Here is a 12,382-nt window from a genome sequence, read left to right on the forward strand (position 1 = left end):
CGGAGAGACTGCAAGCATGTTCCGCTTTATCCTGCGGCGCCTCCTGCAGATGGTCCTCGCGTTCTTCGGGACCACGCTGATCGTCTACGCGCTGATGTTCGCCGGGCAGGGCGACCCGATCCAGGCCCTCGCCGGGGAGCGGCCGGTGACGGCAGCTCAGCGGGCATACCTGACGCAGAAGTACCACCTGGACCAGACCGGCGTGGGCGGTTTCTTCTACCGTTACCTCGACTACGTCAAGAACCTGCTCCAGGGCGACCTGGGCCAGTCGCTCACCGGCCGGCAGATCGGCGACATCCTTCAGCAGGCCTGGCCGGTCACCGTGCGGCTGGCGCTCATCGCGCTCGCCGTGGCCATCGTCTTCGGCGTGACCGCCGGCGTGATCGCCGGCATCCGTCGGGCAAGCATCTTCGACAACTCGACGCTGGTGCTCACCCTGCTGGTGCTGGGCATCCCGACCATCGTCCTGGCACCGCTCGCGCAGTACTTCCTCGGCGTCAAGTGGCAGCTGTTCCCGCCCACCGCCGGGGCCCAACCGAGCCTCTACGCGCTGCTGCTGCCCGGCATCGTGCTCGGCTCGCTGTCGCTGGCCACCGCCCTGCGGCTGACCCGTACCTCGGTGGCGGAGAACCTGCGCGCCGACTACGTCCGGACCGCCCGGTCGAAGGGCCTGGTCAAGCGGCGCATCGTGAGCGTCCACGTGCTGCGCAACTCGCTCATCCCGGTGGTCACCTTCCTCGGTGTCGAGCTGGGCAACCTGATGAGCGGCGCGATCATCACCGAGGGCGTGTTCAACATCCCCGGCGTGGGCTTCAACCTCTTCCGCGGCATCCGCACCGAGGACGGCCCGCTGGTGGTCGGCATCGTCAGTGTGCTCGTCGTGGTCTACCTGATCTCCAACCTGGTGGTGGACGTCCTGTACGCCGTACTCGACCCGAGGATCCGCTATGAGTGACTTTGAAACGGTGGCGGCCACGGAGAACCAGGCCGCGCGGCGGGGCGTGTCCGGCGAGCCGGGCGCACCGAACCAGGTCGGCGCGACGCAGAAGCCGCGCAGTCTGGCCGGCGACGCCTGGCGGGACCTGCGCCGCAACCCGATCTTCTGGATCAGCCTGGGCCTGGTCGTACTGATCACCGCGATGGCCGCCGTGCCGTCGCTGCTCACCGCCAACGACCCGCGTGACTGCCTGCTCTCCCGGCAGCACGCCGGGCCGTCCGGCGGGGCCATCTTCGGGTACGACTTCCAGGGCTGCGACGTCTACGCCCGGGCGGTCTACGGCACCCGAGCCTCGCTGCTGGTCGGTGCCCTCGCCGCGCTGGCCACCGGCGTGATCGCGCTGGTCGTCGGCATGCTCGCCGGCTACTTCGGCGGCTGGGTGGACGCGGTGCTCTCCCGCGTGATCGACATCGTGCTCGGCATCCCGCTGCTGCTCGCCGCGATCGTGCTGCTCAAGCGGCTGAGCACCAGCAGCGACAACGTCCGGCTGTTCGCGGTGATCTTCGTGCTGGCGGTGCTCGGCTGGACCACCGCGGCACGGGTGATCCGCTCCTCGGTGATCACCGCCAAGGAGCAGGACTACGTCTCCGCGGCCCGGATGCTCGGCGCCCGCAACGGCCGGATCATGTGGCGGCACATCCTGCCGAACGCGCTCGCCCCGGCGATCGTGGTGCTCACCATCGCGCTCGGCTCGTTCATCGCGGCCGAGGCGACGCTGAGCTTCCTCGGCATCGGCCTCAAGGCCCCGACCATCTCCTGGGGCCAGGACATCGACACCGGCCGCATCCACATGCGCGAGGCGGCGACCCCGCTGATCGTGCCCTCCGCCTTCCTCGCGCTGACCGTGCTCGCCTTCATCATGCTGGGCGACGCGATCCGCGACGCCTTCGACCCGAAGCTCCGGTGAGCTGTGCGAACGCGAGGAGTGAGCGCAGCGAGCCCCGCAGTCGTGAGCGAAAGGCAGGCACTGCCATGACCCAGTCCGCTGTTCGACCCACGCCGGCCTCCCCCACCCCGCCCGGCGGCCACCTGCTCGAGGTACGGGACCTGCACATCGAGTTCCGCACCCGCGAGGGCGTGGCCAAGGTGATCAACGGGGTGACGTACCACCTCGACGCGGGCGAGACCCTGGCCGTGCTGGGCGAGTCCGGCTCCGGCAAGTCGGTCACCGCCCAGGCGATCATGGGCATCCTGGACACGCCCCCGGCGCACATCACCTCCGGCCAGATCCTCTATCAGGGTCGGGACGTGCTGACCCAGTCCGAGGAACAGCGCCGGCAGGTGCGCGGCAAGGAGATCGCGATCATCTTCCAGGACGCGCTCTCCGCGTTGAACCCGGTCTTCCCCGTGGGCTGGCAGATCGGCGAGACGCTGCGCCAGCGCGAGGGGATGTCCCGGGCCGACGCCCGCCGGCGGGCCGTCGAGCTGATGGACCTGGTGAAGATCCCGGCCGCGGCGAAGCGGCTCGGCGACTATCCGCACCAGTTCTCCGGCGGCATGCGGCAGCGCGTCATGATCGCCATGGCGCTCGCCCTGGACCCGAAGGTGCTGATCGCCGACGAGCCGACCACGGCGCTCGACGTCACCGTGCAGGCCCAGATCATGGACCTGCTGGCCGACCTGCGCCGCGACCTCAACATGGCGATGATCCTGATCACCCACGACCTCGGCGTGGTCGCCGGCGTCGCGGACCGGATCGCCGTCATGTACGCCGGCCGGATCGTCGAGCACGCCGACGTGCGCTCGCTGTACCGGGCGCCGGCCCACCCGTACACCAAGGGGTTGCTGGAGTCGATCCCGCGGATGGACGTCCGCGGCCAGGCGTTGTCGACGATCAAGGGGTTGCCGCCGAACCTCATGCGGATCCCCTCCGGCTGCCCGTTCCACCCCCGGTGCCCGTACGTGCAGCAGGTCTGCGTGGACGTGGTGCCGCACGACCTGGTCCTCGGCGACGGCCGGACCAGCGAGTGCCACTTCGCGCAGGAGGTTCGTGATGACAGCGCCCGCTAGCCCGACCAAGGTCCGCGGCGAGACCATCCTCTCCGTCGACAACCTGGTCAAGCACTTCCCGATCAGCCAGGGCGTGCTGTTCAAGAAGCAGATCGGCGCCGTCAAGGCGGTCGACGGGGTCAGCTTCGAGCTGCGTCGCGGCGAGACGCTCGGCGTGGTCGGCGAGTCCGGCTGCGGCAAGTCGACCCTGGCCCGGCTGCTCATGCGGCTGGAGACGCCGACCGCCGGCCGGGCCACCCTGGAGGGCCGGGACCTGCTCAAGGCGTCGGGAGGGGAGCTGCGCCGGCTGCGCCGCAACATGCAGATGGTGATGCAGGACCCGTACACCTCGCTGAACCCGCGGATGACGGTCGGCGACATCATCGGCGAGCCGTTCGCGATCCACCCGGAGGCGGCGCCGAAGGGCAGCAAGCAGCGGCGGGTGCAGGAACTGCTGGACGTGGTCGGGCTCAACCCCGAGCACATCAACCGCTACCCGCACCAGTTCTCCGGCGGTCAGCGACAGCGCATCGGCATCGCCCGGGCGCTCGCCCTGCGCCCCGAGATCATCGTCTGCGACGAGCCGGTCTCCGCCCTGGACGTCTCGATCCAGGCCCAGGTGATCAACCTGCTGGAGCAGCTCCAGGACGAGTTCGGGCTGTCGTACATCTTCATCGCGCACGACCTGTCGGTGGTCCGGCACATCTCGGACCGGGTCGCCGTGATGTACCTCGGCAAGATCGTGGAGATCGGCACCGAGGAGGAGATCTACGAGCGGGCCACCCACCCGTACACCCAGGCGCTGCTCTCCGCGGTGCCGGTGCCCGACCCGGACGCCCGCGAGGACCGGACCATCATCCGGCTCACCGGCGACGTGCCCAGCCCGGCCGACCCACCCTCGGGCTGCCGGTTCCGCACCCGCTGCTGGAAGGCGCAGGAGGTCTGCGCCACCCAGGAGCCGCACACCGTGCTCCGCGCGGCGGACCCGCACCCCTCCGCCTGCCACTTCGCCGAGGTACGCCCCGGCGCCTGAGCCTCGGCGCGACGGAGGCCCCGTCCCCCGGAGGAAGAGGGGACGGGGCCTCCGAACGGGTGGCCGGTCAGAGCTGGGCGAGCGGGAACGCCCAGATGCCGCGGCCGTGGGTCGCGACGTAGACCGAGTTGTCGGCCGCGTTGTACTCGACGTCCATGCCGACGGTCAGCGGCAGGCCGGCGCCGAGCCGCTGCCAGTCGGTGGCGCCGGGCGCGCGGTAGAACGTGGCCAGGTCGGTGGCGAGCACCAGCGCCCCGTTGGACAGCTCCTTGATCGAGCTGCTCGGCACGTCCGGCAGGTTCGCCGAGACGTCCTTCCAGGTCGCGCCCGCGTCGGTGGTCTCGAAGACGTGACCGAAGCCGGCGCCCGGACCCTCGGTGAACCGGCGGGAGAAGCCGTTCACCGCGACGAAGGCGTGCGACGGGTTCGCCGGGTCGACCCCGACACCCTGGAGGAAGCGGTTCGGGAAGTCACCCGGCAGGGTGACCTGGTGCCAGCTCGACGGGTCGCCGACCTTGCCGACCGCGAGACCGCGGGCGAAGCCGGCGTTGTTGCACGGGCCGCACCAACCGACGTACGCCGTGCCGCCGGAGACCGCCACCGAGGTGGCGGTGCGGCCGGCCCCCAGGTCGAACACGTTGGTCCAACCCTTGCCGTTCTGGATCGAGTAGCCCTTGGTGTTCACCCAGACGTGCTGGCCACCGGCGACCCAGACGTTGGCGTCGTGGTCGTCCGGCGCGAACGGCGCGATGAACCGGGCCAGCTCGTCGCCCGGCGACGAGGTGTACGGCTGGATGTCCCGCGAGGTGGAGGTGTCCGCCGTGCCCGGGCCGGGGTTGGCGTTGCAGTTCTCGGTCACCCGCATGGCCAGGTTGGTGTACTCCTGGACCTGCCGGCAGCCGTTGGCCGGGTCGGCCTGCGCGTCGCCGCCGTCACCGCCGAAGTGGGAGCCCATCACCGTGTCGCCGGGGCGCAGGATCGAGGTGCCGTTGTCCTGCAGACCACCGGTGACGATGGTGCCGGCCTTCGCCGGGTCCTTGCCCAGCGCCACCGAGTAGTACTGGAGCGCGTCGATGGTGCCGTCGTTGAGGCTCTGCCAGTCGGTGGCGTGCCCCTCCTTGTCGGTCTTGCCGTGCACCGGCCGGCGGTAGACGCCGCCGTCGTTGCCGACGTAGACGAACCCGTTGCCGACCGCCACCGAGTGCTGGTCGGAGTGGGTGGTCTTGGCGCAGCGGTTCTGAGCGTCGTAGATGTTCCAGCAGGCGAAGCCGAAGTTCCAGTACGGACCCACGGTCTTCCAGTTGGCGCCGCCGTCGGTCGACTCGTAGACCTCCTCCAGGCCGGCCCAGACGTGGTTCGGGTCGGCCGGGTCCACCGTGAGGAACTGGTTGTACCAGGCCTGGATGCCCGGACCGTAGCCCTTGCCCATCACCGTCTGCTTGAGGGCCGAGCCGGAGTTGCCCAGCTTCGCCGAGTCGGCGATCTTGCTCCACGGACCCGAGGGCGAGCCGCTGTTGGAGACGTAGATGCCGTCCAGGTAGCTGTTCACGTTGCCGGCGGGCTTGTTGAGCAGCTTCGGCGACTGGTTGATCGCGTAGAGCTTGCCACCGTCGGCGGAGAAGGCGAACGTCACGTACCCGATGTCGTCGGCCGGGATGGAACCGGTCGGGTTGACCTTGGCCCAGCCCCCGGCCGTGTAGTCGGCGGTCTCGTAGAAACCGTTGTACGTGTCGCCCGAGCGCCAGGCCGAGGCGACCACCACGTGCTTCGGGTTGTGGGGGTCGCCCGCCACGTCGTTGACGATGTTCTTGTACGCCGCGTTCGCGTCGCCGGCGTTCGCGCCGCCCGGCAGGTAGCTCGGGTTCGGCGTGAACTCCAGCTTCCAGGCGCCCGACGTGCTGCTCATCGAGTGCGAGTACAGGCCCCGGTTGGTGGCGACCCAGACCTTGCCGTCGAAGAAGCGCAGCTTGTTGATGACCGTGCTCTCCAGCTCGGTCCCGCCGACCCGGTCGGTCGTCTTGAACGAGCCGGACTTCGGGTTGGCCAGCCGGTAGACGCCGGCGCCGACGTACGAGGTGCCGCCGGTGTTGCCCTCGCCGGTGGCGTACCAGAGCGAGCCGTCGGCGGCGAGCACGATGTCGCCGCTGGACAGGGTGGGCAGCGCGTCCGTGATCGGCGTCCAGCTCCCGCCGCCGGTCGAGGAACGCCACACGCCGCCGTCCGCGCCGGCCGCGTACACGTAACCGCTGTTGTCCGAGGCGAGGCCGGTGATCCGACCGGTGACCAGGCCGGCGCCTCCGGACGAGTTGGACGCGTAGTCGCGGTAGCGCGGGTCGTCGCCGTCGTACTTGATCTTCGTGACCTCGCGCCAGGTGCCCTTGGTCGCCGGCAGCGCGTTGAGCTGGCTCAACGCGTTGGCGTACGCGCCCGGCGCGACGATGCCCGGCGCGTAGCGGGCCTGGGCGAACTGCTCGGCGATGGTGCGGGCCTCGAAGGCCTCCTCGCCGGCCTCGGCCGAGTCCTCCCCGGCCGCCATCTCCATGAACTCCCTGGGGTGCCAGGGCATGTTGGCGCCGGGCTCCTCGGCCAGGCCGAGCGCCTCCCGCACCTCGTGGTTGGTGGCCACGACGCCACCGAGCGCGGCGGTCAGCACCAGCGCGCCCGCGATTGTCGCCGGCTTGCGCCAGCGGAATGTGGACATGTGAATCCTCCGGGATTCAGGGTCCCGGGCGCGTGGCCCGGGGAGGAAACCACGGCCGGTCGATGGCGACCGTGGCGCTGTCATGAGCGGACCCGGCGGGTCCGGGCGTGGCCTCGGCCCGCGCGGCGCCCGACGGGCGGTGCGCGGGGAGGGTCAGGCTGCGGCCGGTGGCGCCCGGGCGGGCAGGGTGCCGCGCGGTGGCAGCGGGACGGCCGGCTGCCGGTAGTGGGTCGTGGGGGTCGCCGGCGTGGGCGTGCCGACCCGCGGCGGCGCGGCCGCGAGGAGATCGTCCGGTCCGTCGCCCGAGGCGACGCCGGCGTGGTGGTCACCGCAGGGGGCGCCGGAGAACTCCGTCCGCAGCTCCGGTGGAGCGTGCCCGGGTCCGTCGTGGACGATCGACCGGTGCGCGGCGGTGCCCGTCGGGCAGTGTTCGAGGGCCTCCGCGCAGGCGGGCGCGCCCAGGCCGGCCAGGACGAACGCCAGCGCGGTGACGACGGCGGTCAACCGGTCGAGCACGCGCATGGGCATACCTGTCGGGCGAGGGGAGGGCCGCTGCGGCGGGCGTTTCATCGCCGGCCATGAGGAGACAACGGGGCGGATCGATCGTTCGCCGGACCCACGCTAGCAACAACTTTTGCGGGCGGGCAACGGTCGGGCGGTCGTACTTTCGGCTGGTCAGCCGCCTCGACGTGACAGGGCTCCCAAATGGAACGACACAATGTGAAACGGGGGCCCGGCCGACGGCCGTGCCCCCGTTCCCGTTCGGAGCTCAGTGGAAGAAGTGCCGGGTGCCGGTGAGGTACATGGTCACCCCGGCCTCCTTGCAGGCGGCGATGGTCTCCTCGTCGCGGATCGAGCCGCCGGGCTGCACGATCGCCCGGACGCCCGCCTCGATGAGGATCTTCGGGCCGTCGGCGAACGGGAAGAACGCGTCGGAGGCGCAGACCGAGCCGCGGGCCCGCTCGGCGCCGGCCCGGCTCACCGCGAGCTGCGCCGAGTCGACCCGGTTGACCTGGCCCATCCCGACGCCGACGGTGGCGCCCTCCCGGGCCAGCAGGATCGCGTTGCTCTTCACGGCCCGGACCGCCCGCCAGGCGAACGCCAGGTCGCGCAGGGTGGCCTCGTCGGCCGCCTCGCCGGTGGCCAGCGTCCAGTTGGCCGGGTCGTCGCCGGCGGCGTCGATCCGGTCCCGCATCTGCACCAGCACCCCGCCGGTGACCTGCCGCCACTCGGCCGGCAGCGGGTCGAACTCGGGAGCCCGCAGCAGACGGATGTTCTTCTTGGCCCGGAGGACCTCCAGGGCGCCCTCGTCGAAGCCGGGCGCCACCAGCACCTCGGTGAAGATCTCCGCGACCTGCCGGGCCAGCTCCATCGAGACCGGCCGGTTGACCGCGATCACCCCGCCGTACGCGGACACCGGGTCGCAGGCGTGCGCCCTGCGGTGCGCCTCGGCCACGTCCGCCCCGACCGCGATGCCACACGGGTTGGCGTGCTTGATGATCGCCACCGCCGGCTGCTCGGGGAAGTCGTTCGCGGCCCGCCAGGCGGCGTCAGCGTCGACGTAGTTGTTGTAGGACATCTCCTTGCCGTGCAGCTGCTCCGCCTGGGCCAGGCCGGCCGGGCTGGCCGGGTCGGCGTAGAGGGCGGCGGCCTGGTGCGGGTTCTCGCCGTAGCGCAGCACCGCCTGGCGGCGCAGCGCCAGGCCGGCGAACGCCGGCCACCCGTCGGCGGCCGGGGCCAGCTCCCGGGCGAACCACTCGGCGACGGCCACGTCGTAGTCGGCGATGTCGGCGAATGCGCGGGCCGCGAGGGCCCGCCGCTCGGCCAGGGTGAAGCCGCCCTCGGCGAGCGCGGCCCGCAGCGCCGGGTAGGCCGCCGGGTCGGTCACCACGGCCACCGAGGCGTGGTTCTTGGCCGCGGCCCGGACCATCGCCGGGCCGCCGATGTCGATCTGCTCGACGCACTCGTCCTGGCTCGCGCCGGAGGCGACCGTGGCCTGGAACGGATAGAGGTTGGAGACCAGCAGGTCGATGCCGGCGATGCCGTGTTCGTCGAGCTGGGCGACGTGCGCGCCCTTGCGCAGGTCGGCGAGGAGGCCACCGTGGATCTTCGGGTGCAGGGTCTTCACCCGGCCGTCGAGGATCTCCGGGAACCCGGTCACCTGCTCGACCGGGGTCACCGGCACGCCCGCGCCGGAGATCGTCGACGCGGTGCTGCCGGTCGAGACGATCTCCACCCCGGCCTCGTGCAGGGCCCGGGCCAGCTCGACCAGGCCGGTCTTGTCGTAGACGCTGACCAGCGCCCGCTTGATCGGGCGGCGGATGTCCTCTGTGGCACTCACGGAACGGTGACCTTTCTACCGGTGATCGTCCAACCTTCACGGACCAGCCGACCGACCTGCTCGACGAGCTGGCGCCGCTCGGCGGACTTGATGCGCTCGGTGAGCGTCTCCTCGTCGTCGTCGTCGAGCACCGGCACGGCGACCTGGGCGACGATCGGGCCGGTGTCCATCCCGGCGTCGACGAAGAAGAGGGTGGCCCCGGTGACCTTCACGCCGTACGCCAGCGCGTCCCGGGGGCCGTGGATGCCGGGGAACGCCGGCAGCAGAGTGTTGTGCGTGTTCAGGTAGCGGTCGCCGAACGCGGCCAGGAAGTGCGGGCCGACGAGCTTGAGGAAGCCGGCGCTGATCACCAGGTCCGGCCGGTGCTCGGCGACCCGGGCGGTCAGCGCCCGGTCCCAGTCCTCGCGGGTCGGGTGGTCCGTCAGCCGCTCCACGAAGGCCGGCACGCCGGCCGCCACGGCCCGGTCCAGGCCGGCGATCCCGTCGCGGTCGGCGCCCACCGCCACCACCCGGGCCCCGTAGGCGGGGTCGGCGGCGGCGTCCAGCAGGGCCTGGAGGTTGCTGCCGGAGCCGGAGACGAGGACGACGAGGCGGGCGACGGACGCGGGCTCGGTCACGCGGCAACCCTATCGGGCCTGCAGCGGCGTCCGACGCTCGGGCGGGTGAGCCGCGGGTGATCTCCGTCGTGGCGCCGGCACGATACGCTGCCGTCGCCCGGTGCCGTGCGTACGCCCGGCCCGGCGTCGGCATCGTGACCTTGGTCCCGGGCCCGTGTGGCCGCGGCGTCCCGTGTCCGGGCGGAATGATGAGCGGCAACAGACCGACCATGGACCGTCGACCCCCAGTTTGAGGAGCGCTCCGTAATGCAGCCCGGTTACCCCGGTCAGGACCCGCACGGCCAGCAGCCGAACCAGGACCCGACCTCCCCACAGTACGACCCGTACGGCCAGCAGCCGCAGGCCCCGCAGTACGGCCAGCAGCCCACCTCGGGCCAGCCGTACGGGCAGGACCCGTACGCCCAGCCGCCGCAGGCCCCGCAGTACGGGCAGCAGCCGACCTCGGGCCAGCCGTACGGCCAGCCGACCTCCGGCCAGCCCTACGGCCAGGACCCGTACGCGCAGCAGCAGCAGCCGTACGGCGCCGCGCCCCAGTACCCGGCGGCCGGCTACCCGACCGGCGGCGGTCAGAACAACACCCTCGGCCTGATCGGCATGATCGCCGGTATCGCCTCGATCGTGCTCGGCCTCTGCTGCCCGCTGATCGGCATCCCGGCCGGCATCGCCGGCATCGTCCTCGGCGTGCTGGGCCAGAAGAAGGTCCAGGCAGGCGAGGCGAACAACGCGGGCCAGGCCAAGGCCGCCCTCATCTGCGGCGGCATCGGCGTGGTCATCGGCATCATCAACGCCATCGCCGGCGCCGCGATCAACCTGAACAACTTCGGTTCCTGAACCGGCTCCACGAGGGGGCGTCCGGCACCGCCGGCCGCCCCCTCCGCCGTCTCCGGCGCCCGTCAGTCGTCGGCGCGGCGGGCCGGTGGGACGGTGGGACGCGGCGCGGTGGGACGCGGCGGGCTCGGGGTGCGGGCGAGGGTGCGGCCGGCGGCGGCGCCGAGGAGCGCACCGGCGGCGACCACCAGCGTGGCCACCCCCGCCACCGACCAGGGCGCCGGGCCGATCTCGGCCAGCCGGCCGCCGCCGAGCGGACCGCCGGAGGCCGCCGCGGCCAGGCCGAGCAGCACCCCGGCCACCGGGCCGGCGAGCGCCGCCGGGACCAGCAACGCCGACCACCCGACCGGTGCGCGTTCCTCGGCCGCGACCCGCAGCAGCCGCCGGGCCAGCAGCCAGCCGGCCGCCATCGCGGCCAGCACCGGCACCGCGAGCAGCGCACCGCCCAGCCCGTCCACCGGGCCGCGCGGCAGGCCGGCCAGCAACGGTACGGCCGGCAGCGCGCCGATGGACACCTCGCTGGTCCGCACGGCGGTGTCGGTGCCGACGGCGAACCCGGGCCCGAGCAGGTAACTCACCGACCAGACGGTGGCGTTCGGCGCGTACGCCAGGCTGACCAGGGTGATGCCCGCCTGACCGGCCACCCCGGTCCGGTACGCCCCGATCATGTCGGCCGCGTCGCCGCCCCCGGTCGCCACGGCCAGCCCGGCCGCCCCGGCGCCGGCACCGAACAGCAGCAGGCCGGCGACCAGACCGGTGCGCACCCCGTCGCGCAGCGCCGCCGGGCAACGGCGGGCCAGCAGGACCCAGACGCCCGTGGTCCGCAGCGCGCCGACCAGGGCGCCGATCCCGCCGAGGACCGCGAAGGTCAGCGCGGCCCGGACCGGGGACACCCGCAGGCCGCCCGCGCCGACCACGATCGCGGCGAGGGCGCCGAGCAGCGCGTACCCGATGGCGACCGCGACCGCGACGGTGAGCGCCTGCCGGGGCGAGCGACCGCCGCGGGCGCCGACGGCCCGGCTGACGTGGACCCCGGCGCGGGTGAGCCGCCAGAGAGCGAGCGCGGTCAGGGCGAGCGGCGCCAGGCCGAGCGGCCCGGCGGAGGTCTCCAGCGGCACGCAGTGGCCCAGCAGCCAGCCGACCAGGCCGGCACGCAGCGCGCCGGCCAGCGAGCCGGCGTCCTCGCTGAGCTGGGCCAGGCCGAGCACCACGGCGACCGGCAGCCAGGACGTCACGGCGGCCCAGAGGGCCGCCACCCCGGCGGCGACGGGCAGCGGGGCCCGGCCGCGCGGCGGCTCCCCCGACCGTGGCGCGGGCACCCGCGACGCCGGCCCGGCACGGCCGGTCGACCGGGCATCGGCGGCGACCTCGGCGGCGGGGCGGCGGGGCTGGTCAGGGGTGACGCGTGACATCGGCTCTACTCTGGCATGCCGCGCGGGAGACGGCAGTCCGATACCGCCACGGGGCCGCGGCGAGTTCCCTGATCCACCGGCTCGGCGGCCCCGATCCGGTTTAGCCTCGGCCCAGGACGCGACCTTTCCTGTCGCGGCACCGACCGCTCGGAGGAAGCCGTGAACGCTCCGTATCCGCCGCCCACGCCGCCACCGGCCGCCGGGCGGGACCGGACCACCCTCTGGGGTGTCCTGGGGATCATCACCGGCCTGCTCTGCTGCGGCATCCTGGGCATCGTCTTCGGCTACCTGTCGATCCGGGACGCGAAGCGGTTCGGCAAGTCTCCGCTGCTCGGCTGGCTGGCCATCGCGTTCGGCGTCATCAACATCATCGCCAGCGCCATCATCCGGACCCGGGGCAACTACTACACCCCCTACTGGTACCGGTAGGAAGCGCGAGGGGGCCGACCGGACCCGGTCGACCC

11 protein-coding genes are annotated in these 12,382 nt (G+C 72.7%); 6 read left to right on the forward strand and 5 right to left on the reverse strand.

The genetic code is table 11. The annotated features are described in order from the left end of the window. The first annotated feature begins 16 nt into the window (after positions 1–16). From AC0OLQ_RS31680 to AC0OLQ_RS31695, 4 genes are all read left to right on the forward strand, one after another. A complete protein-coding gene (locus AC0OLQ_RS31680) occupies positions 17–955 on the forward strand; it encodes an ABC transporter permease (protein ID WP_357342845.1) in 939 nt (312 codons plus the stop codon). Next, positions 948–1,904, forward strand: a complete 957-nt coding sequence (locus AC0OLQ_RS31685) for an ABC transporter permease (protein ID WP_357342843.1) — start codon at positions 948–950, stop codon at positions 1,902–1,904. The genes AC0OLQ_RS31680 and AC0OLQ_RS31685 overlap by 8 nt, the downstream gene beginning before the upstream one ends. Positions 1,905–1,969: 65 nt before the next feature. Further along, entirely contained in the window at positions 1,970–3,007 is a 1,038-nt protein-coding gene (locus AC0OLQ_RS31690; RefSeq protein WP_484529230.1) for an ABC transporter ATP-binding protein, read from the forward strand. Next, positions 2,991–4,019, forward strand: a complete 1,029-nt coding sequence (locus tag AC0OLQ_RS31695) for an ABC transporter ATP-binding protein (RefSeq protein WP_357342839.1) — start codon at positions 2,991–2,993, stop codon at positions 4,017–4,019. Before AC0OLQ_RS31690 ends, AC0OLQ_RS31695 begins: the two co-directional genes overlap by 17 nt. A gap of 67 nt (positions 4,020–4,086) precedes the next feature. On the opposite strand, the gene AC0OLQ_RS31700 is transcribed toward AC0OLQ_RS31695, so the two are convergent. From AC0OLQ_RS31700 to purN, 4 genes are all read right to left on the reverse strand, one after another. Then, positions 4,087–6,720, reverse strand: a complete 2,634-nt coding sequence (locus AC0OLQ_RS31700; RefSeq protein WP_484529231.1) for a beta propeller repeat protein — start codon at positions 6,718–6,720, stop codon at positions 4,087–4,089. 153 nt (positions 6,721–6,873) lie between these two features. Then, complete coding sequence (locus AC0OLQ_RS31705) at positions 6,874–7,242, reverse strand: hypothetical protein (protein ID WP_484529232.1); 369 nt, start codon at positions 7,240–7,242, stop codon at positions 6,874–6,876. A gap of 247 nt (positions 7,243–7,489) precedes the next feature. Continuing rightward, positions 7,490–9,061, reverse strand: a complete 1,572-nt coding sequence (gene purH, locus AC0OLQ_RS31710) for a bifunctional phosphoribosylaminoimidazolecarboxamide formyltransferase/IMP cyclohydrolase (RefSeq protein ID WP_484529233.1) — start codon at positions 9,059–9,061, stop codon at positions 7,490–7,492. After that, positions 9,058–9,678 carry a phosphoribosylglycinamide formyltransferase gene (gene purN, locus AC0OLQ_RS31715; RefSeq protein WP_484529234.1) on the reverse strand — a complete coding sequence of 207 codons (621 nt, stop codon included), beginning with the start codon at positions 9,676–9,678 and terminating at the stop codon, positions 9,058–9,060. The genes purH and purN overlap by 4 nt, the downstream gene beginning before the upstream one ends. 246 nt (positions 9,679–9,924) lie before the next feature. On the opposite strand from purN, the gene AC0OLQ_RS31720 reads away from it, so the two are divergent. After that, positions 9,925–10,509, forward strand: a complete 585-nt coding sequence (locus AC0OLQ_RS31720; protein ID WP_484529235.1) for a DUF4190 domain-containing protein — start codon at positions 9,925–9,927, stop codon at positions 10,507–10,509. Between the two features lie 62 nt (positions 10,510–10,571). On the opposite strand, the gene AC0OLQ_RS31725 is transcribed toward AC0OLQ_RS31720, so the two are convergent. Further along, positions 10,572–11,918, reverse strand: coding sequence for a cell division protein PerM (locus tag AC0OLQ_RS31725; protein ID WP_484529236.1), 1,347 nt, complete (start codon positions 11,916–11,918; stop codon positions 10,572–10,574). 159 nt (positions 11,919–12,077) lie between these two features. On the opposite strand from AC0OLQ_RS31725, the gene AC0OLQ_RS31730 reads away from it, so the two are divergent. Continuing rightward, the gene (locus AC0OLQ_RS31730; RefSeq protein WP_357342826.1) at positions 12,078–12,347 is read left to right on the forward strand and encodes a DUF4190 domain-containing protein; all 270 of its coding nucleotides are present in this window, start codon (positions 12,078–12,080) and stop codon (positions 12,345–12,347) included. The last annotated feature ends 35 nt before the right edge of the window (positions 12,348–12,382 follow it).

The sequence above is a fragment of the Micromonospora sp. Utrum1 genome, assembly GCF_057197805.1.

Excerpts from the sequence above, each read along its gene's own strand:
- AC0OLQ_RS31680 (WP_357342845.1), top strand. The coding sequence starts at position 17 with ATGTTCCGCTTTATCCTGCGGCGCCTCCTGCAGATGGTCCTCGCGTTC.
- AC0OLQ_RS31685 (WP_357342843.1), top strand. The coding sequence starts at position 948 with ATGAGTGACTTTGAAACGGTGGCGGCCACGGAGAACCAGGCCGCGCGG.
- AC0OLQ_RS31690 (WP_484529230.1), top strand. The coding sequence starts at position 1,970 with ATGACCCAGTCCGCTGTTCGACCCACGCCGGCCTCCCCCACCCCGCCC.
- AC0OLQ_RS31695 (WP_357342839.1), top strand. The coding sequence starts at position 2,991 with ATGACAGCGCCCGCTAGCCCGACCAAGGTCCGCGGCGAGACCATCCTC.
- AC0OLQ_RS31700 (WP_484529231.1), bottom strand. The coding sequence starts at position 6,720 with ATGTCCACATTCCGCTGGCGCAAGCCGGCGACAATCGCGGGCGCGCTG.
- AC0OLQ_RS31705 (WP_484529232.1), bottom strand. The coding sequence starts at position 7,242 with ATGCGCGTGCTCGACCGGTTGACCGCCGTCGTCACCGCGCTGGCGTTC.
- AC0OLQ_RS31720 (WP_484529235.1), top strand. The coding sequence starts at position 9,925 with ATGCAGCCCGGTTACCCCGGTCAGGACCCGCACGGCCAGCAGCCGAAC.
- AC0OLQ_RS31725 (WP_484529236.1), bottom strand. The coding sequence starts at position 11,918 with ATGTCACGCGTCACCCCTGACCAGCCCCGCCGCCCCGCCGCCGAGGTC.